The organism is Nonomuraea ceibae, assembly GCF_019396325.1.
Classification (GTDB): domain Bacteria; phylum Actinomycetota; class Actinomycetes; order Streptosporangiales; family Streptosporangiaceae; genus Nonomuraea; species Nonomuraea ceibae.
The window spans coordinates 249,970-274,159 of the sequence record NZ_JAHKRO010000002.1; the positions used below are offsets into that span (position 1 = coordinate 249,970).

Here is a 24,190-nt window from a genome sequence, read left to right on the forward strand (position 1 = left end):
TCAGCTCGCCGCGCAGGTGAGCGTGGCGGGCGGGGTGTTGCTCCCGGAGTGGCCGCCGGTGAAGCCGAACGACGTGCTCGCGCCCGGCTGGACGGCGCCGTTGTAACCGGCGTCGGTCACGCTCACCGCGGCGCCCGTCTGGGTGTGGGAGCCGTTCCAGAGCTGGGTGATGCGCTGGTCGCCGGGGAACGTCCAGGTGACCTTCCAGCCGGAGACGGCCGAGGCGCCGGTGTTCTTGACCGTCACGCCCGCCTGGAAGCCGCCCGGCCACTGGTTGCCGGGCTGGTAGGTGGCGGTGCACGCCTTGTCGGTGGTCGGGGTGACCGTCGCCGTGGGCGTGACCGTGGCCGTGGGGGTGACCGTGGCCGTCGGGGTGACCGTGGCCGTCGGGGTGATCGTCGGCTCGGGGCCGGTGCGGTCGCCGTAGATGATGCCCCGGCCGTTGGTGCCCAGGTAGACGCGCCCGTACACGCGCGGGTCGCCCGTCAGGGCCTCGCCCATGTTGCCCCACTGGTGCTCGTCGTCGTTGATGCGCACCCAGGACGAGCCCGCGTCGTCGGACCGGTAGAGGCCCGTGACGCCGCCGACGGTCGCCACCGCGTACAGGGCCTGGTAGGTGGCGCCGGGCGCGGCCTTGCCGAAGCCGACGTTCACCGCCGACGTGATGCCGGGCAGCTTGGTGAACGAGGCGCCGCTGTCGGTCGAGTGGAACAGGCCCGTCCCGCCGGCGAGCCAGACGTCGCCCTCCCTGCCCGGCAGCGCCTTGAAGTGGGTGTTGCCCTCGGCGGGCAGCCCGGTCGCGGCCGTGGCGGTGAAGCTCGCGCCACCGTCGGTGCTGACGTAGAAGCGGCCGGCACTGAAGCCGTAGAACCTCATCGGGTTCACCCGGTCCGACTCGACGATCGCGCCCGTGGGCAGGCCCCGCGCCTGCTGCCAGGAGGTGCCGTAGCCGACGGAGTAGTGCGGGGCGACGCCCTTGGGCGCCCACACGAACCGGGAGCCGTCGGCCGCCGCCGCGACCGTGCCGCCCTCGTCGATCCCGCCCGGCTCGCCGCCCTGGAACCAGTTCGCGCCGCCGTCGGTCGAGAAGGCGACGTGGCTGTCGTTCGGCCGGTCGGCGTCGGTGAAGTTGCCGGCCCTGACCATGACGGCCGGGTTCTTCTCGGCGTAGTCGAGGCTGGTGGTCGAGGTGAACCCGGGCGAGGTGAACATCATCGGCGGCACCGCGTCCAGGTCCGTGTGGCGGAAGCCGCCGATGTCGCCCAGCGCGCTGACCAGCGGTGCGCCGGTCGGCGGGCTGACCAGGTCGAGGACCGCGGTCTCCTCCAGGCCCCGGACCATCGGCCTGATCGTGAACTGGCCGCCGGAGTCCCACCGGGTGAGGTCCTCGGTGCCGTAGATGGTCGCGCCGGTGCCGTACATCATCCTGTCGGAGTCGAACGGGTCGATCTCCAGCGATTCGGTCATCCAGCCGAGCTTGGGCGTGACCTCCGGCGGCTGCGGGTTGGTGCCGAACGTCAGCCACGGCACCTCGGCGATGTCCATCTTGTAGCGGAAACTGCGGTTCGGGTACGAGGTCCAGTCCCACACGCGGGTCCAGGTGGCGCCCGAGTCGGTGGACCTGAAGAAGATCACGTCGGGCCACCAGGAGATCTGCGTCGCGACCATGAGCGTGCCCGGGTTCTGCCGGTCGAGGGTGAGGCCGCTGTAGCCGAAGTAGTCGTCGGCGCTCGACGACGGCACCGGGCTGACCTGCGTCCACGTGCCGGTCGCGGTCGCGTACCGCCACACGTCGCCCTTGGCGCCGTCGTACGGGCCGCCGGTGTCGCTGGTGGCGATGAACAGGTGGCCGTTCTCGGTGTCGAGCACGCCCTTGTGCGCGATGTAGCCGGTCGGCTGCCCGGCCAGCCGCTCCCAGGTGACCCCGGCGTCGGTGGTGCGGTAGACGGTGTTGTCCTTGTCGGCGACGCCCACGTAGATCGTCCGGGTGGCGCTGCCCGGCGACGAGGAGCGCGGGTCGTAGGTCACCCAGACGACGCCGGGCCGGTGGCTGAGATAGCCGTTGGGGTCGTCCGGGTCCTGGGCGTAGTCGCCGGGGTTGGGGAAGCTCGCCACCTTCGCCCAGGTCGCGCCGTGGTCGGTGCTGCGCCACAGGCCGTTGCCGTTGGGCGTGCCGAGGTACAGGACACTGTTCTTGTTCGGGTCGACGGCCAGCGCCTCGCCCATGCCCCGGCCCGGCATGTTGCCGCCGAGCTTGAACGGCAGCTCGGCGGCCTGCCAGGAGTCGCCCTTGTCGGTGGAGCGGAGGACGGCCCCGTTGCCGGGGTCCCAGTCGTTGGTGTACATGCCGACGGCGGCGTAGACCCGGTCGGTGTCGACCGGGTCGGCGGCCATGCTGACCACGCCGTTCCAGCCCCACCTGTCCCAGCCGACCCAGTCGAGCAGCGGCTTCCACGACCTGGTGGACTGGTTCCAGCGGTAGGCGCCGCCGATGTCGGTGCGGGCGTAGATCAGGTCGCGTTCGCCGGGGTTGAACAGGACGCCGGGCACGAACCCGCCGCCGTCGATCCTGACGTTCTTGTAGGTGTACGGGTCCGCCGACACGGCGGAGACCGGCGCCATCCGGACCACCGCCGTGACCATCAGCACGGCGGTGATCGCGATCAGGCTGAGCAGTGCCTTTCGCATGAGCGGCTCTCCCTTTCCGGGCACGCCGGAAGCGCACCCGAGGACGAACAGACAGAGCGCCATGCACGAACCAGGTTGCAGGACCCTGACCGTCGCCGCGCCTCGCGCGCATGAGCTACCACAGAGGCTCACACAGGCGGCGATCGAGGTCAATAGTTTGGTTAATCAACGAACTTAAACGCCACGTCCCGCAATCGGACGTCACCCTGGAACACCAGGTACAGATCGCCCTTCCCCGCCCTGAGCGACGCCGTGGCCGTGCCCCACGCGTACACGCCGCCCGTCGCCGGAACCGTGACGGTGGCCAGCAGGGCGCCGGCCGGGGAGCCGCGCCGGACCTCGATCGAGCCGCCCGCGACCGACGCGACGCCGGCCGTCAGCGCGCCCCCGTACACGGCGTCGGTGAAGGAGATCCAGTCGCCGGAGGAGCCCGCGACGACGTCACCGGCGACCTTGTTCTCGTCGGCGAACGCGACGCCCGAGTAGTCGTCGAAGTTCATCGCCCGGGTCGTCCGCGACAGGTCCCTCGGCGGGATCGTCTCCCCCTTGACGCGCAGCGTGGCCCGCTGGCGGATCCGGTCGGACGAGGAGCCGACCAGCACGTCGTGGGTGGCGGACTCGACGGCCCACCGCTCCCGCGTGTGATCCCACACGGCCAGGTCCGCCCGCGCGAGCCGGAAGGTGACGGTACGCGACTCGCCCGGCGCCAGCGCGATCCGCTCGAAGCCGCGCAGCCGCTTGACCGGCTGGTCGAACCGCGACACGCGCTGGCGGGTGTAGAGCTGGACGACCTCCTCGCCCGCCACGTCGCCGGTGTTGGTGACCTTGACGCTCACCTCGTCACCGCGCACCCGCAGCCCCTGGTAGCCGAACGTGGTGTAGCTGAGGCCGTGGCCGAACGGGTAGAGCTCGCCGCCCCGGTGATACAGGTACGTCATGCCGGTCTTGGCCAGGTCGTAGTCCAGGATGCTCGGCAGGTCGTCGGTGGCGTACCAGGTCTGGGTGAGCCGCCCGGCCGGGTTGACGTCGCCGAAGAGCACGTCGGCCACGGCGTGCCCGGTCTCGGCGCCGGCGTGCGTGGTCCACAGCAGCGTCGGCGCGTCCACGATCACCGGGTAGCTGGTCTCCAGCACCACGACCGTCCTCGGGTTGGCCGCGCGCACGGCCTCGACGAGCCGGAGCTGCCCCTCGCCGAGCCGGAGGTCGTCGCGGTCGTGGAACTCGCGGCCGTGCACCCACGGGTGGCTGCCGACGACCACCACGGCCACGTCGGCCTTGCGGGCCCGCTCGGCGGCCTCGGCGACGCCGTCGGAGACGACCTCCTTGGCGAAGCGCGCCGCCTGCGCCTTGGGAGCCAGGCCGAGCGTCCCGTCGGCGTTGACGGTCACGTACGGGTCGCGCAGCCCGTACCAGCTCTCCACGCTCTCGAACCCGGCGTAACGGACGAGATGGCTGCCGTCGGCCTGCTTCTCCAGCGCGAACTGCTGCTGGACGTACCAGCCGTTGGGCTCGTCGTCGTCGGTGTCGAGCGAGCGCCAGTTGCCGCCGAGCAGCTTGCCGTTGCCGGCGTTGCGCAGCGTGGAGACGCCGCTCACCCAGTCGGTGAGGTCCCACTGCGAGGCGGCCGTGGGCGTGGTGTCGGCCAGCGCGGTGTTGCCCGCCGTCGCGGTGACGTACTTGCCGGAGCCGAGGTGCTTGAGGGCGATCCGCTCCAGGCCCTGGGCGGTGGTCACGTCCTTGACGCGCTCCTTGATCCCGTCGAGCGGCGTCACCTGGTACGGCATGCTGCCCGCGTACCAGTCGCCGTACAGCTTGCCTGCCAGCGGGCCCACCACGGCCGCCGAGCCGGGGTCGCGCAGCGGCAGCACGCCGGAGTTGCGCAGGAGCACCGCCGCCTTGCCCGCGGCCTCCCGGTTCAGCCGCCGGTGCTCGGCGCTGTCGATCACCTCGGGCCCGATGTCCCGGTACGGGCCGCCGTCCGGGTCGAAGTGGCCGAGCCGGAACCGCACCGACAGCGCGTGCCCCACCGCCCGGTCCACGTCGGCCTCGGTGATGAGGCCCCGCTCCAGCGCGATCGTCAGGTTCTCGACCAGCGGGCCGGAGTCGGCGCCGTCGATGGTGAAGCTGTCCTGGCCCGACTTGAGCACGGCGGCGAACGCCTCCGGCTTGTCGTCGAAGTACTTCTCCGGGTCGGTGAGCGCGTGCGGCCCCCATGCGTCGCTCACGTTGTAGAGCGTCCGGTCCGTCCAGGAGCGGACGACCTCGTCCAGGTCCCGGTTGACGTGGTTGGGGCGGCCGTTGACCAGGTTGTAGGAGGCCATCACGCCGGTCGCGGCGTCGGCCGAGATCGCCTGCCTGAACGGCTGCTCGTAGTACTCGCGCTTGAGCCGGGGCGTCAGGTTGGACGAGGTCAGGCTGCGGTCGGTCTCGTTGTTGTAGCCCAGGTAGTGCTTCAGCACGGGCGCGGTCTTGAGGTAGAACGGGTCGTCACCCTGGAGGCCCTTGCCGTAGGCGGTGGCCATCGTGCCGCTGAGCAGCGGGTCCTCCGAATAGCCCTCCTCGTTGCGGCCGGCGCGCGGGTCGCGCAGCGGGTCGACGACGGGCGCCCACAGTTGCAGCCCCCACAGGACCGGGTCGAGCGCGTTGTGGCCGCGCGCCTCGTCGCCCACGGCGTCGCCGACCCGCTTGACCAGCGCCGGGTCCCAGGTGCTGGCCAGGCCCACGGCCTGCGGGAACACGGTCCCGCTGGCGAGCTTCATGTTCCAGTTGTCGTCGCGGTGGTTGGACCAGGCGACGCCGTGCAGCGCCTCGGTCCCGTTCTTGTGGTACGGGATGCCCAGCCTGGGGATGGCCGGCTGCGACTGGTGCAGCATGCCGAGCTTCTCCGGCAGCGTGAGCCGGCCGAGCAGGTCGGCCACCCGCTGCTCCAGCGGCAGCCCCGGGTCGCGGAAGGCGGGCTCGGCCGTCGCATGCGCGGCCGGCGCGGTGAGCAGCGAGGCGGCCAGCACGGCCGCGGTGAGTAACCGTAAGGACATGGGGGGTGTCTCCTCGGGAAAGGGAGGCTCACTTCACGGCGCCGACCGTGATGCCTCGGGTGAGCGTGCGCTGGAAGATCAGGAAGAACGCGACGGCCGGGACGATGCCCAGCAGGGCCGAGGCGCTGGACATGGTCGCGTCCATGTACCGCTCTCCCTGCAGCACGCCGAGCGCCACCGGCACCGTCTGGTTGTCGTTGGAGATCAGGAAGATCAGCGGGAGGAAGAACTCGTTCCACGTCCAGATGAAGAAGAAGATCATCAGCACGCTCAGCGTCGGCCGGCTGATCGGCACCACGATCCGGGTCAGCGCCCGGAACCGCCCCGCGCCGTCGATCTCCGCCGCCTCCAGGATCTCCTTGGGGAACTGGCCGAGCACCGCGCTGAGCAGGTACGTCCCGAAGGCCGCCTGGATCACGGTGAAAATGATGATCATCGACAGCCGGGTGTCGTAGAGCCCGAGCTCCTTGGCCAGGTAGTAGAGCGGGTAGGCGAGCGCCTCCTGCGGCAGCGTGTTCGCCACCAGGAACAGCACCAGGATCGACAGCCGGCCGCGCACCCGCCCGATGCCGAGCGCGTACGCGTTGAGCACCGACAGCACCACCGCCAGCACCGCCACCGAGCCGCTGATCAGCAGGCTGTTGACGAGCTTCTCGCCGAAGTCCACCCGCTCCCAGAAGTCCACGACGCCCTGGAGGTACAGGCCGCCGGGCAGACTCAGCGGCCCCTCCGAGCTGTACTCCTCCCGCGACTTGACCGCGTTGAGCGCCACGACCAGGAACGGGAACACCATGACCACGGCCAGCACGACCAGCGCCGCGAGCACCGCCCAGCGCCCCGGGCCCCTCATCGCTCACGCTCCTGCACGCGCAGGAACAGGAACGTCACCACGACGATGATCAGCGCCAGCACCGTGGCGATGGCCGACCCGTACCCGACGTTGCTCTTCTGGAAGAAGTTCAGGTACGAGAAGTACGACGGCACCATCGTGGCGTTGCCCGGCCCGCCACGCGTGAGCACGAAGATCGGCCCGAACACCTTCAGCGCGGCGATCGTGCACGTCAGCAGCACCACGAAGATCTCCGGCCGGATCTGCGGCACCGTGATGTGCCACACCCGGCGCCACCAGGACGCCCCGTCGAGCTCGGCCGCCTCGTAGTAGGCCGGGTCCACGCGCTGCAACCCCGCCATGAAGATCACCACCGGGTAGCCGAGCTGGAACCAGACCATGACCGCCATCACCGTCGCCAGCGCCAGATCGGGATCGCCCAGCCAGTCGAGCTCCAGCCCGAACGCCCGGTTGACCGCCCCGTACGACGGGTGCAGCATCCAGCCCCACACCACGCCCGCCACCGCGACCGGCAGCACCTGCGGCAGGTAGTACATGGCCCGCAGCGCCGCCGCCGTCCGCGTCCCGAACCGCTTGCCGACGTAGTCGAACAGCGCGGCGGCCAGCACCAGGCCGATCACCGTGGGCACGATCGCCATGGCGACGATGAGGGCGACGTTGTTCTGGAACGAGAGCCAGAAGCGCTCGTCCTCCAGCAGCCTGGCGTAGTTGTCCAGGCCGACCCACCTGGGCGTGCCCACCCCCGACCAGCGGGTGAAGCTCACGCCCAGGTTCATCAGGAACGGCACCACGATGACGCCCAGGAACAGCAGCAGGCTGGGCGCCAGGTAGAGCCAGTAGCCTCTCCTTCTCATTCAGTTGCCGAGGTCGGCGAGGTTGTCCTCGTACGGCCCGGCGATCTCGGTCAGCACCTCGGCCGGCGACTTGGCGCCGTTGATGAGCTGCTGCGTGCCGGCGACCAGGACGTCGTAGTAGCCGGGCGCGGGCCAGTCGGGGTAGAAGGCCAGCCCGTCGGCCGCCGTCAGCTTGTTGAACGTCTCGATGAGCTCCTTGCTCTTCGGGTCGGTGATCGCCGCCGGGTCGGCCGCGACCGGGACGCCGCCCGAGTTGCCGAGCAGGTTCTGGATCTCCTTGCTCATCGTGATGTCGATGAAGTCGTAGGCCAGGTCCTTGTTCTCCGACTTCTCCGGCACCACCCACAGGTTGCCGCTGGAGCCGGGCGCCATCGTCGAGCCGGGGAACAGGAAGTGGCCCCACTCGAACCCCTTGGCCTCCTCGGCGACCCGGCCGTACCACCAGCTCCCGCTGATCATGACGGGGAAGTCGCCCTTCATGAACGCCACGCCCATGTCCTCGGCCTTCAGCCCGGACGCCTTCTCGTCGACGTACCCCTTTTTCACCCAGTCGGCGAACGTCGTCGCCCCGTACGTGAGCTCCGGGCCCTGGAAGTCGACCTTGCCCTGGTAGGACTGGTACGCGTCGACCCAGGCGCGGTCCGCCTTGCTGAGGGCGAGCTGGTAGACGATCTGCTGGGCCGGGTACTCGGCGCCCGCCAGCGACACCGGGGTCACGCCGGCCTTGACGAAGGCGTCCAGCGCGGCCGTGAACTCCTCGTACGTCGCCGGGACCTCGACCTTGTGCTTCTCGAACAGGTCCTTGTTGTAGTAGACCATCACGAACTCGCCATAGTTGGGCAGCCCGTACCAGTTGCCGGAGCCCATCACGCCCCGGTCGTCGTAGCGGGCGGTGGTCGCCAGGCCGCCCGGCAGCAGCTTGTCCCAGCCGCGCTTGGTCACCTCCTCGCTCATGTCGGCGATGAGGCCCTGCTTGGACAGCAGGCCGGCGGTGGCGTTGCCCTTGTTGTACTCCATGAGGTCGGGCGCCTCGTCGGAGTTGAGCACCATGCTCGCCGTCTTCTGGATCTGCTCGAAGCTCTTCTCCTCGAACCGCACCTTCACGCCCGGGTGCGTGGCCTCGAACTTCTTGATCGCCTCGGCCCACGCCCTGCCCATCGCGCTCTCGGCGGCCTCGTAGTGCCAAAGCTTGAGCACGCGCGGCTGACCCGGCTCGGCCGCCGGCTCACCACCGCCGCCACCGCACGCCGACAGCGCGAGCGTCACGGCCACCAGCGCCGCCACGCCAGTCTTTCTGATCATGGTCCCTCCTGGGTGATGACGGCCCTGCCGGGAGCGCCCGCCACCGGGGCGAACTCGACGGCGGCGACCCGTTTCGGCCCGGTGACGGTCACGCGCAGCGTGTCGCCGTCCCGGGTGGCCACGACGGCGGTCTCGCCGTCGGTGTCGTGGATCCGCATCCGGCAGTCGCCGCCCCCGAAGGCGACCAGCGTGATCGTGTCCGGCGTCGTCACGGTCTCGCCCGGTTCGGCGACCGGGACGAGCGCGCCGCGCCGCACGAACAGCGGGATCTGCTCCAGCGGCTTCGTCACGCGCACGTACCGCCCGCCTTCGTGCGTCTCGCCGGTCCAGTAGTCCACCCACTCGCCCTCCGGCAGGTAGACGTCCCGCGTGCCGCCGGGCGAGGTCATCGGCGCGACCAGCAGGTCCCGCCCCAGCAGGTACTCCAGATCGGCCTGCCAGGCGACCGGGTCCTCCGGGTGGTCCACGCAGAGCGCGCGCATCATCGGCGCTCCCGTCCGCGCCGCCTCGACGGCCGCCGAGTAGAGGTACGGCATCAGCCGGTAACGCAGCCTCAGCGCGTCGACCGCCTGCTCCTCGACGGCCGGGAACTCCCACGGCTCCCGCGTCGTCGTGCCGTGCAGCCGCACCAGCGGCGACAGCGCGCCGAACTGCGTCCACCGCACGAACAGGTCGTCGCTCGGCCTCCCGGTGAACCCGCCCGCGTCATGACTCCAGAACGGCACCCCGGACAGCCCGTGCGCCAGCCCGCCCCGGATCGTGCTGCCCATCGCGGCATAGCTCGTGTACGTGTCGCCGCTCCACTGGGCGCTGTGCCGCTGCCCGCCCAGGAACGACGAGCGCGCCCACACCAGGCCGTGCCCGTGCACCTCCCGGGTCACCTCGGCGACCGCGTCGTTGAACAGCAGCGTGTAGACGTTGTGCAGGTCGGTGCCGGTCATGCCGTTGTAGGCGACGGCGTCGGCGGGCACGCCCTCGGCGAAGTCCGTCTTGAACGCCTGCACGCCCTGGCGCAACAGCGCCCGGAGCCGGTCCTGGAACCAGCGTTTCGCGGCGGGGCGGGTCAGGTCGAGGATGCCGCAGGCGGGGAACGACCCGTGCCAGGTGTCGGCGACGTACGCCTCCCCCGCCCCATTTTTCAGGAAATATCCCGCGTTAGCGGCTTCTGCGAACGCGGGGCTCAGGTGGGAGATGTACGGGTTCATCCACAGACAGACCTTGAACCCCATCCCGTCCAGCTCCGCCAGCATCGCCGCCGGGTCCGGGAAGTTCACCGGGTCCCAGCGCAGATCCGACCAGTGCCCGTCGGCCTGCCAGTAGGTGTCCAGATGCAGCACGTCACACGGGATCCCGCGCTCCCGGATCGTCCGCGCCCTGGCCAGCACCCGCTCCTGGCTGTCGACGCAGAAACCCGAGGAGATCCAGGTGCCGAACGCCCACTTCGGCGGCAGCTCCGGCCGGCACGTCAGCCGGTCGTAGCGCTCCAGCACCTCCGGCGGCGTCGGCCCGGCGATCACGTAGTAGTCCAGCACGTCGTCCGGCACCACGATCTGCACCGCGCTGTGCGTCGACTGGCACACGTCGAACTCCGTCGGCGCGCCGCTGTCGACCAGCACCCCGTAGCCCCGGCTCGACAGATAGAGCGGCACGTTCTTGTAGGCGCGCTGCGACTCGGCGCCGAACGCGTCGAAGTTCCACATCACCGGCCGCTGCCCGCGCTTGTCCAGCCGCGCGAACGACTCCCCGAACCCGGCGAACGCCTCATCGGGCGCGGCGACGAAACTCTCGTGATAGGCCACCGGCCCGCCGCCCGCCGACGACCGCCCGAACGGCAGCGTCCGCATCCGGCCGCTGATGTCCACATGGCCCCGGTCCTGCTCGACCAGCGTGACCCCGGCGGCATCCGTGAACCGCAGCTCCCACGGCGCCAACCGGATCTCCGCCCGCAGCGACCCCGCGTCCACCACGATCCGCCCGTCGGCCGTGCTCTCCGCCCGCGCCCCCGCGAACGTGCCCGGCCGCACCAGCGCGATCGCCCGCTCCGACCGGGGCCGGGCATCGGCGTCCTCGCTCAGCCGTACCCGGATCACGCCCTCACCGGCCACGCCCACCTGCACGACCAGCGTCTCCTCTGCCGTGGTGACCGCCTTCAGCATCACCCCCGCGCCGTCGGCGGCCACCAGCTCGGCGGCGGTCAACGCGGACAGCCCTCCCTCACCGTGCGCGCGGACCGGCAGCTCGGGCGGGTCGGCCACGAAGTACTCATGCGCGACCAGGGGCGGGCGATAGGGCATGGATGCTCCTTCAAGGGGTGCGAAACTCCTGAATTAGTTTGCTGTCCATACCAACAAAGGTCAACGGGTAATTCGTTTACTCCCCATCCCAACTCCTTCACGGCAAGGGCCTCGCCCGTGGCGCGCTCTGCGCGTTCGCCTGCTCGGGCTCCTCTCAGTGGGGGGCCCAGCCCCCCACACCCCCTGGCAAGGGGCCTCCCGGCCCCCTGCACCCCCGGGGGTTGCGCCGGGGCGGGAAGTTGGGCGGTAGGGAGTGCCGGGCGGAGGGCACTTGACCGCGGAGACGCAAGCCGGAGGTGCGAGCTGGAGGCGGGGCGGGCTGGAGGCGAGCCCCGGGTCACGGCGGGAGGCGCAGGGCGAGACCAGAGGCGGGGCTGGAAGTGCGGGCTGGAGGCGGGGCGAGGCTGGAGGCGCACCGCGGGAGGCGGTCACGGCGGGGCGGGCTGGAGGCGGGGCGGGAACTGCGGGCTGGAGGCCGGGCCCGGGACACGGTCGGAGGCGGGGGCGGGCCAGGAGGTCGCGGCACAGCCCCGAAGCGTGAGGTCCGGTCACCAGGGCGAGGGTGGATGGCCAGTAGGGGCGCGCAACCGGGAGCGGAAACCCCCGGGCACGCCCTAACGTTGCCACATGTCCGAAATGCCATCACGGGTGGAACTGCGCCCGCTCACCCTCTCCGACCAGGACGAGTTCTGCTCCCTCGTGCAGGCCAGCGCTGAGCTGCACGGGCCCTACATGCAGTTGCCCGCCACTCCCGAGGACTTCCAGGCGTGGATGCGCCGCTTCGATGACGGCACGAACGTGGGCCTCCTGATCCGCGTCCGGGAGAACGGGGAGACGGCCGGCATGGTCAACATCAACTCGATCATCCGGGGCCGCTACCAGGGCGCGTCCCTCGGGTATGCGGCCTTTGTTCCGTACGCCGGGAAGGGGTACATGACCGAAGGGCTCAAGGCGGCGCTGCGGTACGCCTTCACCGAGCTGCGGCTGCATCGGCTGGAGGCCAACATCCAGCCGGGCAACAAGGCGTCCCTGGCCCTCGCCCAGCGCCTGGGCTTCCGTTATGAAGGGCTGTCCCCCGAATACCTCTACATCGACGGCGCCTGGCGCGACCACGAACGGTGGTCCATCACCGCACCGGCTCCCTGGGCCCCGGACCCGTCCCTGCCTGCGGTGTGAGCCGCGTCCCGGGCGTACCGGCACATGCGGGGACCAGGGCTGGTATCGCACGGTCTGGGTAGGGTTGGGCGGTGCCCGAGCTGGAGCAGTTGCATGCCGATCACGCCTCGGCGGTCCTGGCCTTCGAGCTGGCGAACCGCGCCTGGTTCGCCCTGTCGGTCCCGGACCGCGGCGACGAGTACTTCGACCGGTTCGCCGACCGGCACAGCGCCTTGCTGGCCGAGCAGGAGGCCGGCATCAGCGCCTTCTACGTGCTCGTCGCCGACGACGGCCCGGTGCTGGGCCGGTTCAATCTGTACGACTTCGAGGACGGCACCGCCACACTCGGCTATCGGGTCGCGCAGCAGGTCGCCGGTCACGGCGTGGCGACCGCGACCGTCCGGGAGCTGTGCCGGATCGCCGCAGTGCGGCACGGGCTGCGCACGCTGCGGGCTGCCAGCTCGCACGACAACGTCGCGTCCCAGAGGGTGTTGACCAAGGCCGGGTTCGTCCCGGTCGGCCCGGCCGGACCGGCCGATCTCAGCGGCAAGACCGGCACCTGGTACCAGCGCGACCTCCAGCCGTAGACACCCAAGCCGCAGGCCCCAGCCGGGAGTCTCGGTCCTGGTGGTGGCAGGTTCCGGCCCGCGTCATCGTCAGCCCTCCGACGCGGGCGGGGTCCCTCCGCGGGCCTCAAAGGGAGGTCGCCGGTCAAGTGCCCGGCGACCGAAGGACCCGAAAGACCCAAAGGGCCGGGAAGACCGGAAAGACCCGAAGGGCCGGGAAGACCGGGTGGACCGGGTGGACCCGAAGGACCGGGTGGACCGGGTGGACCCGAAGGGCCAGGAAACCCCAAGGACCCCAAAGGACCCGAAGGACCCCGGCCCGGCCGTGTGGTCAGCGGGCGGCGGCGGCTTCGGGCAGGTCGCGGTGGCGTTGCACGTCGGCCAGCGAGGCCCAGTCGTCCCGCTCGTGCCCGGCCTCGATCGCCTCGGTCAGGAGCGCCGAGAGCAGGTCGCCGACCGGCAGGCGCAATCCCGTGGCGGCGGCCTGGGCGCGGGCGAGGTCGACGTCCTTGCGGCCGAGCACCGGGGTGAACCCGGCGGGCTGGAACGTCCCGGCGGCGATGAGCCGGCCGTAGTTCGTGTAAACGGGACCGGGCGTGATCGTGGCGGTGAACAGGTCCACCACGGTCGCGGCGTCCACCCCGCCCCGTTCGGCGATCGCCACCGCCTCGGACAGCGACTGGATCGCCGAGGCGATCAGCACCTGGCCGGCGACCTTGACCACGTTCGCCTGCCTCGGCTCGGTCCCGACCTGCCACACGCGGGCGCTGATCGCGTCCAGCAGCGGCCGCACCCGGTCGATCAGGGCGGGGTCGCCCGCGGTGACGACGTTGAGCCTGGCGGCCTCGGCGACCGCGACCCCGCCGAACATCGGCGCCGCCACGTACCCGACGCCGTGCTCGGCGTGCCGCCCGGCGGCGTCCTCGGCGAGGGCGGGGCTGATCGTGGCGAGGTTCACGTGGACCGCGCCCGCCGGTGCCGCCTCCAGCGCGCCGCTGTCGAGGAACACCTCGCGTACGGCCGCGTCGTCGGCGAGCACCGAGAACACCACGGGCGAGGAGAGGAACACCTCCCCCGGGTGTCCCACCTCGACGGCGCCCGCCTCGACCAGCGGGGCCGTCCTGCGCCGGTCGCGGTTCCACACCGCCACCCGGTGCCCGGCCCCGATGAGGTTGCGGGCGATCGCCGCGCCCATGCCTCCCGTGCCCACCACTGTCACATCGGCCATCTCCATCACCTTCCCGAATAGAACCATTTCAACCGGTTCCACATTACAGGCTCCGGCCGATCGTGGAACCGGCTCAGCTAGTTCTACAAGCAGTACCAACGAGGGAGCGCGAACCGGCTAAGGTGGTTCCATGAGCACGTCGACGGGGAAGCGCGAGCCCGCGTTCCGGCTGGACAACGAGCGCCTGGCGTTCCGGTTCACCGCCACGCTCAGCGACCGCGGCGGCGTGCCGGTCGAGCGCCTTCCCGACCCCGGGCGCCTGGACGACTGGCTCGCCGCGAACGACCTGCGACTGAGCAGCCACCGGGCCACCCCGTCGGACCTGGCCCTGGCCCGGCGGCTGCGCGAGGCCATCCACCGCGCCGGCACCGACGTCGCCCAGGGAGCCACGATCCAGCGGGCCGACCTGACCCTGCTCAACACCCTCGCCCGCGAGGCACGGGCCTACCCGGCGCTCACGCGCACGGGGATGCGCTGGCTCAGCGACGCCGACAACCACGTCGAGGCGAGCCTCGGCCTGGTCGCCGCCGACGCGGTCGTCATCCTCGGCGGCGAGGAACGCGGCCGGGTCAAGACCTGCGAGAACCCGGACTGCGGCGGCCTGTATGTCGACACGAGCCAGGGCCGCAGCCGGCGCTGGTGCTCGATGAACTACTGCGGCAACCAGATGAAGAAGGCCAGGTTCCGCCACGGAGCCCCGCGGCCAGAACGCCCTGACCACTCTCCGGCGTGACCCGGCAAACCGGACGACGGCCACAACACTTAGCCCTTGCGCTAACCATTGAACCAGGACAATACTTAGCCGTGTGGCACAGTATTCGGCCCAGTTGGACGGGGTGCTCGTAGCGCTCGCCGACCCGACCCGGCGCGCCGTCGTCCGGCGGCTGGGGCGCGGGCCCGCGAGCGTCGGCGACCTCGCCGCCGCGTTCCCGATGACCCTCCCCTCGTTCATGAAGCACATCCGCACACTCGAGGCGAACGGCCTGATCAGCACGGTCAAGTCCGGCCGGGTGCGCACCTGCGTGCTCAATCGCGGGCAGCTCTCCCTCCTCGACGACTGGCTCGCCGAGCAGCGCCGGATCTGGGAGGAGCACACCGACCGCCTCGAACGGTTCGTGCGGGACCAAGCAGACCAGACCGACCAAGAGGAGGACCTCCGATGAAGCTCGACCCCGATCTCGACCTCGCCCTGGAGCGGGTCATCCGCGCCCCGCGCGCGACCGTGTGGCGGGCGTGGACCGACCCGTCCCAGCTTGAGCAGTGGTGGGTCCCGGCTCCGGCCCGCTGCCGGGTGCACCGGCTGGACGTGCGGCCCGGAGGGGCGTTCGTGACGCGGCTGAGCGAGGACGGGGCCGAGTTCGTCCCGCATCTCGACGCCTGCTTCCTGGCCGTGGACGAGTTCGAGCGGATCGTGTTCACCAACGCGATCGACAGCACCTGGCGCCCGGCGAACCCCGACCCGATCCCGATGACGGCCACGATCACGTTCGGCGACCATCCCGAGGGCACGGCCTACCGGCTGCTCGTCCGCCACCGCGACCCCGAGGCGCGCGCCCTGCACGAGAAGCTCGGCTTCGCCGACGGCTGGGGCACGGTCACGGCCCAGCTTGCGGGCTTCGCCGAGGCAGGGGGGCCGCGATGAGGCTCGTCCTGACGGAGTTCGTCACGCTCGACGGCGTCAGCCAGGGGCCAGGCTCCCCCGACGAGGACACCAGCGACGGTTTCGCCCTCGGCGGCTGGCTGGTGCCCCATCTCGACGCGGCGTTCGTCCGCTACACCTCCGACCGGCTCGATCTGGCCGACGGGCTGCTGCTCGGACGGCGTACGTACGAGGCGTTCGCCCGCGACTGGCCGAAGATCACCGACCCGGGCGACCCGTTCGCCGAGCGCATGAACACGCTGCCGAAGTACGTCGTGTCCAGCACCCTCGCCGAGGGCGCCTGGCACCCCACGACCGTGCTCAGGGGCGATCCCGTACGGACGGTCGCCGAGCTCAAGGCCCGTCCCGGCCGGGAGCTCCAGATTCACGGCAGCGCCCGCCTGGGCGACGCGCTGCTGTCGGCGGGCCTGGGCGACGCGCTGCGCCTGGTGGTCGCGCCCACCGTGCTCAGGACCGGCCGCCGCCTCCTGGCCAGCGGCCCCGGGGCCCGGGACGACGCCACGTCGGGACTGCGCCTGGTCCACCACGAGGCCACGCCGAGCGGGCTGCTGCTCCTGGAGTACGAGACGACCGGCCGGGCGCGCCGGGGCACGTACGCGGGCGTGACCGGCGTGCCGGGCTGACAGGAATCTGCACGTCCGATGACAGGACGCCTCGGCATGCTCGGGCACGCCCGCATCCGAACCCACCGCCGGGCACCGGCGGAATCGAGGCTCCCATGCTGTTCATCGAACTCTTCGTGCCCAGCGGGGTCTTCGGCCCGGACGAGCGCCGCCGCCTCGCCGGGCAGCTGACCTCGCGCAAGATCCTCACCGGCGACGACAGCGATCCCGGCGCCGATCCCGGCGTGATCAGGCTGTACGAGTCGCTCAGCGACGTCGTCGTCCACGAGGCGCCGGCGCCGCGGGCGGATCAGCCCTGCTACGTCGTCAACGTGTACGTCGCCGCCTGGGCCAAGGAGATCGGCGAGCACCTCGTACGGGAGATCACCCGCAGGCTGGGTGAGGCGGAGGGCGACCCGGAACGCCTCTTCCGGGAGCCGCGTGCGCTGGTCCACGTGATCGGGGTGCCCGACGGCGGTTACGGATTCGCCGGGAAGGTCCGCCGCTCCACCGATGTGCTGGACCTGATCGACCGGGCGAAGTCCCGGCGCCCCGAGGAGGCGCCGGAGGGCATGTTCGTCGACCCGGTCTGCGGCGCCCGCGTACCGGCCGGGGAGGCCGTCGTCACGGAGATCGACGGGACCACGTACGGCTTCTGCTGCGCCCACTGCCGCGCCCACTTCACCAGGCGCCGCCTCCAGGAGCAGACATGAGGCCCGCTCCTGGGGACGGGGTCAGGGGGCGGCGACGACGGCCTGGGTCTGGCGGCCGAGGCCGTCGATGCCGAGCTCCATGCGGTCGCCGGGCCGCAGGTAGACCGGCGGGTCGAAGCCCAGGCCGACGCCCGCCGGGGTCCCCGTGTTGATGAGGTCGCCGGGTTCGAGGACCATGAACTGGCTCAGGTAGCGGACCACGTGGACGGGGTCGAAGAGCATGTCCGCCGTCGAGCCGGTCTGCCGCCGGACGCCGTTGACGTCCAGCCACATGCCCAGGCCGCTGACGTCGCCCGCCTCGTCCGCCGTGAGCAGCCACGGCCCGCACGGGTTGAACGATGGGCCTCGAAGACCCCGGCCGAGCTGCGGCGCCGCGTGGAGGAGTCGCGCAAGGCCGGTTACGCCGTGGATCGGGACGAGACTTTCGACGGAGTGCGGTGCGTGGCGGTGCCCGCCCGCATCCGGGGCAACCTGATCGGCGCGGCCGGGATCTCCGGGCCGTCCAGCCGGCTGCCTGACACCCGGATCGAAGAGCTGGGCGAATACCTGGCCGCGAGCCTGTCAGCCCTCTGACCGCGCCCCCGCCGGGCGCGGGGCCGGACGGGTCAGTGCTCGTCCAGGATCTCGATCACCTCCGCCGTGACGTCGCGGGTGAGCGCGAAGCCGGCGACGGCCTCGGGGGTGCTGGGCACCGCCTCGCGGGCGGCCCGCAGGCTGTCGGCGGACTCCCAGCGCCAGACGCCGACCCACGTCCCGTCGTCGAGCCGGCCGAGGCGTGCCTCGGTGAGCCCGGGGACGACCGCCCGGGTGGCGGCGACGAGGTCGGCGTGCCGGGCCCGGAGCCGCTCGGCGTCGGCGGGATCGGCCTGGAATCGGGTGACAGCGATGACCGGCATGGCTGGACCTTCTCTCTAGAGTTGACTTCTAGTGACTGAATCTAGAGATAAACTCTAGCCATGAGCGATGTCAAGCGCGTGAGCAAGCGGACGCAGAAGGCGCAGGAGACGCGCCGGCGCATCCTGGAGGCCGCCCTGGAGCTGTTCGCGCGGGACGGCTACGGCGCGACGAACCTCCAGGACGTCGCGGCCCTGGCCGGGGTCGCGGTGCAGACGATCTACTTCGTCTTCGGCAACAAGCGCACCCTGCTGAAAGAGCTGGTCGACGTGACGATCGCGGGCGACGACGAGCCCGTGGCCACGATGGACCGGCCGTGGTTCACCGAGGCGCTGGCCGCCGCCACCGCCGATGACCTGCTGGCCGCCTACGTCACCGGCACCACCTCGATCCTGGAGCGGGTCGCCCCGATCGGCAAGGTCCTCGCCGGGGCGGTCGCGAGCGACCCGGAGGTCGCCGCCCTCTGGCCCGGCGTGGCGAACCCCCGCCACGCCGTCCACCGGAAGGCGGCCGAGGCGCTGACCGGCAAGCCGGGAGCGCGGGCGGACGTGCCCGCGGACGAGGCCGCCGACGTGCTCTACGCGCTGCTCAGCCCGGAGCTCTACCTGCTGCTCGTGCGCGAGCGCGGCTGGCCGCGCGAGCGCTGGGAGCGCTGGGCCACCCGCACGCTACGCGCCCAGCTCTGCTCGCCGCAGGGGGCCTGACCAGGCACACGACGACCTCGGTGGTGCGGGCTGCCCGGCGGCCTTACCACCTGCTGTACCCCGGTTCCGGGCGCGTGCGGGAAAGACCCGTGGGGGCGCCGGCTGGTGTGCTTGATCACCGGCAGCCCACCCGGCGTCCCACGCCCGTCCCCACGAGGTCATCGTGCCCCTCACGAACCACCCGGCCGCCGGTCACGGACGTCACCGTCTCCACCGTGAGCAGGCCAGGCGTGACCGGCTGTACGAGATCGACGCGCTGCGCATCAGCGCGGCCGTCGCGGTGGTCGTCTACCACTACGTCTTCTCCGGCCCGGAGAGCGGCGACAGCCCGCTCTCCTTCCCCGCCGCCGGCGAGGTCGCCAGGTACGGCTACCTGGGCGTGGACCTGTTCTTCATGATCAGCGGCTTCGTGGTGCTGCTCAACGCCTGGGACCGCGGGCCCCGGGCGTTCCTGGTGTCGCGGATCGTCCGCCTCTACCCCGCCTACTGGGTCGCCGTCACGATCACCGCCGTCGTCTCGGCGACCCTCTCCCAGGGGCAGTTCCCCGTCACGCTCGTCCAGTACGCCGCCAACCTGACGATGTTCAACGCCCTGCCCGACATCCCGAACGTCGACGTCGTCTACTGGACGCTGTGGGCCGAGATCAGGTTCTACGCGCTCATCCTCGCCCTGACCTGGTTCGGCGTGACGCGGGGCCGGGTGACCGCGATGCTGTGGGGCTGGCTGGCGCTCACGTTCCTGGTGCAGGCCGGCGTGCTGCCCCCGGTCGCCGACCTGGTGGTGCAGTCGGAGTTCGCGCACTACTTCATCGCCGGCATGGCCCTGTGCCTGGTCTACCGCGACGGCCTGACGCCGCAGCCCGGCCTGATCATCGGGCTCTGCCTGGGCAACGCGCTCCACCGGGGCGTCGCCTTCGCCGGCAAGGTCGGCGAACGCTACGGCACGGAGATCGCGCCGGTCGTCGTGGTGACCGTCATCGTCGCGATCTTCGTGGTGATGACGCTGATCGCGCTGCGCGTCACCCGGCCGCTGGGCCGCCCCTGGTTCGCCGTGCCGGGCGCGCTGACGTACCCGCTCTACCTCGTCCACGCGCACGTCGGCTTCGTGATCTTCACCGGGCTCGGCGACCGCGTGCCGCCGTACGTCCTGCTGGGCGGCACGATCGCGCTGATGGGCCTGGTCGCGTACGCGATCCACGTGCTGGCCGAGCGGCCGCTGGCCGGGGTGCTGAAACGCTACTTGGCGACCGGCCGGTAGGTGGTGACGATCACGCCGCTCTTCATCACCTTGGCGTCGATCAGCTCGAACGTCGTGCGGACGTCGCTCAGCGGCGCGGACAGCGACGGCCCGCCCTCGAACACCGGGTGGATCCAGAGCCGGACCTCGTCCACCAGCCCGGCCTTGACCAGGGCGTGGGTGACCTCGCCGTAGCCGTACATGAGGATGTCGCCGCCCTCCTGGGCCTTCAGCGCGGTGACCGCCTCGACCAGGTCGCCCTGCAGCACCTCGGTGTTCTTCCAGGCCGGGTCGGTGAGGGTGGTCGAGGCCACGTACTTCTTGACGTTGTTGAAGTAGGCGGCGCCCGTCTCCGGGTCGTTCTCGTCCCGCTCGGGCCACGTCGCGGCGAAGCCCTCGTAGGTGCGCCGGCCCATGAGCAGCGCGTCGGCCGCCGCGGTCTGCTCACCGGCGAGCGCGCCGGCCTCCTCGTCGAAGTACGGCATAGTGAAGGAGGGGTCCTCGATGGCGCCGTCGAGGGACATGTAGGTCGAGCTGATGAGCTTGCGCATGATGGCTGTTCTCCAGGTCCGTGTCGCGTTTCCTTGTGACACCTGAAGTCTGCCGGACGCCGCTTACGCTTCCCTTCAGGGCGCCTTACGACGGCCGTGAACCCGGAGGTCAGATCTCCTTGGCCTCGCGGCCGTGCACGATCAGCGCGTAGATGACCAGCACGTCGACCGCGATGACGGCCAGCGACCACCACGGGTTCACGCCGATCCAGGTGAGCTGGGTCATCGCGTTCAGCATGACCAGCACCACGGCGACCACCCGGGCCCACGTCTGCCCGACGGTCACCGCCAGCCCGGCGAAGAACAGCACGATGCCGAAGAGCAGGTGCAGCCATCCCCAGGTGGACACGTCGAACAGCAGCAGCCGCAGCGGCGTGCGCACGTATACGTCGTCGTTGATGACCGCCGACAGCCCGCCGATGATGTTGAACACCCCCGACATGATCATCAGAAGGCCGGCGAACCACACCCAGCCCACCCAGCCCGTCACGGGCCTGCTCTGATAAGTCATGACTCCCCCCGAAGTCTTCCGCCCCTGCCTGCGCAGAGACTGTGACCTGGACATTCCCCCCTATGGCGTCATTCATCCAGGCTTCGGGGGCCGGGGGTCAGATGCCGATGGACGCCTCGGGCTGCATGAGCCGGCGGGCCGCCTCGGTGATCGAGCCCGACAGCGACGGGTAGACGGCGAACGTGTGGGCGAGCTGCCCGACCGTCAGGCGCTGCTGCACCGCCACCGACACGGCCAGGATCAGCTCCGAGGCCCGGGGCGCCACGACGACGCCGCCGAGCACGATGCCGGTGTGCGGGCGGCAGAACAGCTTGATGAAGCCGTCGTTGAAGCCCGACATCTTGGCCCGCGCGTTGGTCGCCAGCGGCAGCTTGACCACGTTCGCCTCGATCTCACCGGCTTCGATCGCCCGCTGGGCGACGCCGACGGCGGCGATCTCCGGGTCGGTGAAGATGTTGGAGGCCACCGTGGCCAGCCGGAGCGGCTGCACGGCCTCGCCGAGCGCGTGCCACACGGCGATGCGGCCCTGCATGGCTGCGACGGAGGCGAGCATGAGCACGCCGGTGCAGTCGCCGGCCGCGTAGACGCCGGGCGCGGAGGTGCGCGAGACCTTGTCGACCTTGACGAACCCGCCCCGGTCGAGCTGGACGCCGGCCTCCTCCAGGCCGATGCCGCCGGTGTTGGGCACCATGCCGACGGTCATGAGCGCGTGGGAGCCCTCGGCGGTGCGGCCGTCCTCCAGGGTGACGACGACGCCGTCGGCGGTGCGCTTGACGGAGGAGGCGCGGGTGCGGCCCATGACGTTCATGCCGCGGCGGCGGTAGACCTCTTCGAGCACCTCGGCGCCGTCGGCATCCTCGTTGGGCATCATGCGGTCGCGGCTGGAGACCAGCGTGACCTCGGCCCCGAGCGAGCGGTAGGCGCCGGCGAACTCGGCCCCGGTGACGCCGGACCCGATGACGATCAGGTGCTCGGGCAGCTTGTCGAGGTCGTAGAGCTGGCGCCAGTTGAGGATGCGCTCGCCGTCGGGCTCGGCGCCCGGCAGGATGCGCGGGGTCGCGCCGGTGGCGATCAGGACCACGTCGGCGCGGATGGTGCGGTCGCCGGCCTTGACCACCTGCGGGTCGACGAGCCGGCCCCGGGCCTTGATGATCTCGACGCCCTCGGCCTGGACGCGGGTGGCGATGTCGGCCGACTGCGCCTGGGCGAGCTCCTTGACGCGCTTGTTGACCAGCGGCAGGTCGACGTGCGCCGCGCCGATGTCGCCGTCGGCGCCGCCGGTGAAGGCGACGCCCAGCGACGGCGCGTCGAGCAGCGCCTGCTTGCGGACGGAGGTGGCGATCAGCGTCTTGGAGGGCACGCAGTCGGTCAGCACGCAGGCGCCGCCGGGGCCGTCCTGCTCGACCATCGTGACTTGCGCGCCTAGTTGCGCGGCCACCAGCGCCGCCTCGTAGCCGCCTGGTCCGCCACCGATGATCGCAATCCTCGTCACGTTCCCATTGTCCCGCATCGCCTGAGCTGCTGACGAACGGGGCGGGCCACCGCGCGCTACTCTTGGCTGCTGTGCCTGTTTACGCCGCCTACGGCAGCAACATGGACCCGGAGCAGATGGCCATGCGCGCCCCTCACTCCCCGGTGCGGGGCGTGGGCTGGCTGCCCGGCTGGCGTCTGACCTTCGGCGGGGAGATCTTCGGCTGGGAAGGCGCGATCGCCACCATCGTGGAGGACCCGGAGGACCACGTCTTCGTCGTCCTCTATGACGTGCCGGAGTTCGACGAGACCTCGCTCGACCAGTGGGAGGGCGCCTCGCGGGGCCTGTTCCACAAGGTGCGGCTGCGGGTGCAGACGCTCGACGGCGAGGTCGTGGCCTGGGTCTACGTGCTCGACGGCTACGAGGGCGGCCTGCCGTCGGCGCGCTACCTCGGCGTGCTGGCCGACGCCGCCGAGCGGGCCGGCGCGCCCGACGACTACGTCAAAGAGCTGCGCGGCCGGCCCTGCAAGAGCTCGCCTAGCTGAGCGGCTGGTCCTTCGTCTCCTTCAGCGCGAACACGTACACCAGCGTGGAGATCAGCGCGAGCGCGGACATGTACCAGGGGAACAGGTAGGAGGCGTCGGCGTCCTTCATCGCGGTGCCGATCAGCGGCGCCGTGCCGCCGAAGATCGCCACGGTCAGCGAGTACGGGAAGCCCGCGCCGGCCGCCCGGACCCGGGTCGGGAACAGCTCGGAGTTCACCGCGGCCGAGATCGAGGTGAAGCAGCCGAGGAAGACCATGCCGATGAGCTGGATGACCAGCAGGCTGGCGAACGCGTCGGTCAGCAGGCCGAGCAGCGGCACCGGCAGGATCGTGAACCCGAGGCCGAAGGTGATCAGCATCGGCTTGCGCCCGATCTTGTCCGACAGCATGCCGAGCAGCGGCTGCAGCACCATGAAGAAGACCAGCGAGATCGTGCCCACGGTGAGCGAGTCGGCCTTGTCGAAGTTCACGTTCTGCTGGGCGTAGGTCGGCAGGAACGTGGTCCACGTGTAGTAGGCGACGGTGCCGGCGATCGTGATGCCGACGATGAGCGCGGCCTTGCTCGGGTAGCGCACCAGGAACTCGAAGAGCTTGGGCCGCTCAGCCCGGCCTTCCTGGATGTCGGTGGCGACGGTGCTGGTCTCCTCGGCGCCCTTGCGGATCCACAGGCCGACGAGGCTGATCAGCGCGCCGAACAGGAACGGGATGCGCCAGCCGTAGGAGTCCATGGCCGATTCGGCGAGCAGCGTGGCGAGCAGCGCGGCCAGGCCGGAGGCGAGGAGCTGGCCGATGGTGGTGCTCACGTACTGGAAGCTGGAGAACAGGCCGCGGCGGCCGGGCGGCGCCGACTCGACGAGGAACGTGGTGGCGGCGGCGAACTCGCCGCCCACCGACAGGCCCTGGATCAGCCGCGCCAGCGTGAGGATGATCGGCGCGAGCACCCCGGCCTGCGCGTACGTGGGCGTCACGGCGAGGATCAGCGAACCGACGCCCATCAGGATGATCGTGAACGTCATCGCCGCCTTGCGGCCGAACCGGTCGGCGAACGCGCCCACCAGCAGGCCGCCCAGCGGGCGCATGAAGAAGCCGACCGCGAACACGGCGAACGCGCTGAGCACCGGGACCAGGGGGTTGCCGCTGTCGGGGAAGATCTGTTGCGAGAAGTACACCGCCAGGAACGAGTACGCGTACCAGTCGTACCACTCGACGACGTTGCCGACGCTGGCGGCGAACAACTGGCGGACGCGGCTCTTCGGAATGCCGATGGGCGAAGAGGCAAGGGGGGAGGTCGCCACGTGGGCTCCTTTGCTGAACAGAGCGGAGATGGCCTA

Annotated in this window: 24 protein-coding genes; 11 read left to right on the forward strand and 13 right to left on the reverse strand. The window is 71.0% G+C overall.

What is annotated here, in order from left to right; genetic code table 11:
* The 6 genes from KME80_RS02830 to KME80_RS02855 all read right to left on the reverse strand — a co-directional run bounded on the left by KME80_RS02830 (position 1) and on the right by KME80_RS02855 (position 11,023).
* Positions 1-2,688, reverse strand: coding sequence for a cellulose binding domain-containing protein (locus tag KME80_RS02830; protein ID WP_219499894.1), 2,688 nt, complete (start codon positions 2,686-2,688; stop codon positions 1-3).
* 161 nt (positions 2,689-2,849) lie between these two features.
* A complete protein-coding gene (locus tag KME80_RS02835; protein ID WP_219499896.1) occupies positions 2,850-5,723 on the reverse strand; it encodes a glycoside hydrolase family 3 protein in 2,874 nt (957 codons plus the stop codon).
* A gap of 28 nt (positions 5,724-5,751) precedes the next feature.
* The gene (locus KME80_RS02840; RefSeq protein ID WP_246643783.1) at positions 5,752-6,573 is read right to left on the reverse strand and encodes a carbohydrate ABC transporter permease; all 822 of its coding nucleotides are present in this window, start codon (positions 6,571-6,573) and stop codon (positions 5,752-5,754) included.
* On the reverse strand, positions 6,570-7,427 hold the full coding sequence (locus KME80_RS02845) for a carbohydrate ABC transporter permease (protein WP_219499898.1): 858 nt from the start codon (positions 7,425-7,427) through the stop codon (positions 6,570-6,572). The genes KME80_RS02840 and KME80_RS02845 overlap by 4 nt, the downstream gene beginning before the upstream one ends.
* Positions 7,428-8,729 carry an ABC transporter substrate-binding protein gene (locus tag KME80_RS02850; protein WP_219499900.1) on the reverse strand — a complete coding sequence of 434 codons (1,302 nt, stop codon included), beginning with the start codon at positions 8,727-8,729 and terminating at the stop codon, positions 7,428-7,430.
* Entirely contained in the window at positions 8,726-11,023 is a 2,298-nt protein-coding gene (locus KME80_RS02855) for a TIM-barrel domain-containing protein (protein WP_219499903.1), read from the reverse strand. The genes KME80_RS02850 and KME80_RS02855 overlap by 4 nt, the downstream gene beginning before the upstream one ends.
* Before the next feature lie 627 nt (positions 11,024-11,650).
* On the opposite strand from KME80_RS02855, the gene KME80_RS02860 reads away from it, so the two are divergent.
* Both KME80_RS02860 and KME80_RS02865 read left to right on the forward strand, forming a co-directional pair.
* Complete coding sequence (locus KME80_RS02860; RefSeq protein WP_246643785.1) at positions 11,651-12,199, forward strand: GNAT family N-acetyltransferase; 549 nt, start codon at positions 11,651-11,653, stop codon at positions 12,197-12,199.
* A gap of 71 nt (positions 12,200-12,270) precedes the next feature.
* On the forward strand, positions 12,271-12,765 hold the full coding sequence (locus KME80_RS02865; RefSeq protein WP_219499904.1) for a GNAT family N-acetyltransferase: 495 nt from the start codon (positions 12,271-12,273) through the stop codon (positions 12,763-12,765).
* Positions 12,766-13,075: 310 nt separating this feature from the next.
* On the opposite strand, the gene KME80_RS02870 is transcribed toward KME80_RS02865, so the two are convergent.
* Entirely contained in the window at positions 13,076-13,972 is an 897-nt protein-coding gene (locus tag KME80_RS02870; protein ID WP_219499905.1) for an NAD(P)-dependent oxidoreductase, read from the reverse strand.
* A 130-nt stretch (positions 13,973-14,102) separates the two neighbouring features.
* Here KME80_RS02870 and KME80_RS02875 point away from each other — a divergent pair, with 130 nt between their 5' ends.
* The 5 genes from KME80_RS02875 (at position 14,103) to KME80_RS02895 (ending at position 16,947) form a co-directional block, all read left to right on the forward strand.
* A complete protein-coding gene (locus KME80_RS02875; protein WP_219499906.1) occupies positions 14,103-14,705 on the forward strand; it encodes a CGNR zinc finger domain-containing protein in 603 nt (200 codons plus the stop codon).
* A gap of 73 nt (positions 14,706-14,778) precedes the next feature.
* Positions 14,779-15,135: an ArsR/SmtB family transcription factor gene (locus KME80_RS02880; RefSeq protein WP_308125593.1), complete on the forward strand. Its 357-nt coding sequence runs from the start codon at positions 14,779-14,781 to the stop codon at positions 15,133-15,135.
* Positions 15,132-15,614: an SRPBCC domain-containing protein gene (locus KME80_RS02885; RefSeq protein ID WP_219499907.1), complete on the forward strand. Its 483-nt coding sequence runs from the start codon at positions 15,132-15,134 to the stop codon at positions 15,612-15,614. Before KME80_RS02880 ends, KME80_RS02885 begins: the two co-directional genes overlap by 4 nt.
* Positions 15,611-16,255 (forward strand): dihydrofolate reductase family protein, encoded by a 645-nt coding sequence (locus KME80_RS02890; RefSeq protein WP_219499908.1) that lies wholly within the window; start codon positions 15,611-15,613, stop codon positions 16,253-16,255. The genes KME80_RS02885 and KME80_RS02890 overlap by 4 nt, the downstream gene beginning before the upstream one ends.
* A 95-nt stretch (positions 16,256-16,350) precedes the next feature.
* Positions 16,351-16,947: a hypothetical protein gene (locus tag KME80_RS02895; RefSeq protein ID WP_219499909.1), complete on the forward strand. Its 597-nt coding sequence runs from the start codon at positions 16,351-16,353 to the stop codon at positions 16,945-16,947.
* 21 nt (positions 16,948-16,968) lie between these two features.
* On the opposite strand, the gene KME80_RS02900 is transcribed toward KME80_RS02895, so the two are convergent.
* Positions 16,969-17,358, reverse strand: a complete 390-nt coding sequence (locus KME80_RS02900) for a fumarylacetoacetate hydrolase family protein (RefSeq protein WP_219499992.1) — start codon at positions 17,356-17,358, stop codon at positions 16,969-16,971.
* On the opposite strand from KME80_RS02900, the gene KME80_RS02905 reads away from it, so the two are divergent.
* Complete coding sequence (locus KME80_RS02905) at positions 17,311-17,520, forward strand: IclR family transcriptional regulator domain-containing protein (protein WP_246643867.1); 210 nt, start codon at positions 17,311-17,313, stop codon at positions 17,518-17,520. The two genes, KME80_RS02900 and KME80_RS02905, sit on opposite strands and share 48 nt — an antisense overlap.
* A gap of 32 nt (positions 17,521-17,552) precedes the next feature.
* On the opposite strand, the gene KME80_RS02910 is transcribed toward KME80_RS02905, so the two are convergent.
* A complete protein-coding gene (locus KME80_RS02910) occupies positions 17,553-17,843 on the reverse strand; it encodes an antibiotic biosynthesis monooxygenase (RefSeq protein ID WP_219499911.1) in 291 nt (96 codons plus the stop codon).
* 60 nt (positions 17,844-17,903) lie between these two features.
* On the opposite strand from KME80_RS02910, the gene KME80_RS02915 reads away from it, so the two are divergent.
* On the forward strand, positions 17,904-18,545 hold the full coding sequence (locus tag KME80_RS02915) for a TetR/AcrR family transcriptional regulator (RefSeq protein ID WP_219499914.1): 642 nt from the start codon (positions 17,904-17,906) through the stop codon (positions 18,543-18,545).
* A 163-nt stretch (positions 18,546-18,708) separates the two neighbouring features.
* Positions 18,709-19,803: an acyltransferase family protein gene (locus KME80_RS02920; RefSeq protein ID WP_219499916.1), complete on the forward strand. Its 1,095-nt coding sequence runs from the start codon at positions 18,709-18,711 to the stop codon at positions 19,801-19,803.
* Here the strand turns inward: KME80_RS02920 and KME80_RS02925 are convergent.
* From KME80_RS02925 to KME80_RS02935, 3 genes are all read right to left on the reverse strand, one after another.
* The gene (locus tag KME80_RS02925) at positions 19,782-20,333 is read right to left on the reverse strand and encodes a dihydrofolate reductase family protein (protein WP_219499918.1); all 552 of its coding nucleotides are present in this window, start codon (positions 20,331-20,333) and stop codon (positions 19,782-19,784) included. The genes KME80_RS02920 and KME80_RS02925 overlap by 22 nt on opposite strands.
* A 109-nt stretch (positions 20,334-20,442) precedes the next feature.
* The gene (locus tag KME80_RS02930; RefSeq protein WP_246643787.1) at positions 20,443-20,844 is read right to left on the reverse strand and encodes a DUF7144 family membrane protein; all 402 of its coding nucleotides are present in this window, start codon (positions 20,842-20,844) and stop codon (positions 20,443-20,445) included.
* Between the two features lie 97 nt (positions 20,845-20,941).
* Positions 20,942-22,336, reverse strand: a complete 1,395-nt coding sequence (locus tag KME80_RS02935; protein ID WP_219499921.1) for an NAD(P)H-quinone dehydrogenase — start codon at positions 22,334-22,336, stop codon at positions 20,942-20,944.
* 71 nt (positions 22,337-22,407) lie between these two features.
* Between KME80_RS02935 and KME80_RS02940 the strand changes: the two genes are divergently transcribed.
* On the forward strand, positions 22,408-22,860 hold the full coding sequence (locus KME80_RS02940; protein WP_219499922.1) for a gamma-glutamylcyclotransferase family protein: 453 nt from the start codon (positions 22,408-22,410) through the stop codon (positions 22,858-22,860).
* Here the strand turns inward: KME80_RS02940 and KME80_RS02945 are convergent.
* On the reverse strand, positions 22,853-24,154 hold the full coding sequence (locus tag KME80_RS02945) for an MFS transporter (RefSeq protein ID WP_219499923.1): 1,302 nt from the start codon (positions 24,152-24,154) through the stop codon (positions 22,853-22,855). The two genes, KME80_RS02940 and KME80_RS02945, sit on opposite strands and share 8 nt — an antisense overlap.
* Between the last annotated feature and the right edge of the window lie 36 nt (positions 24,155-24,190).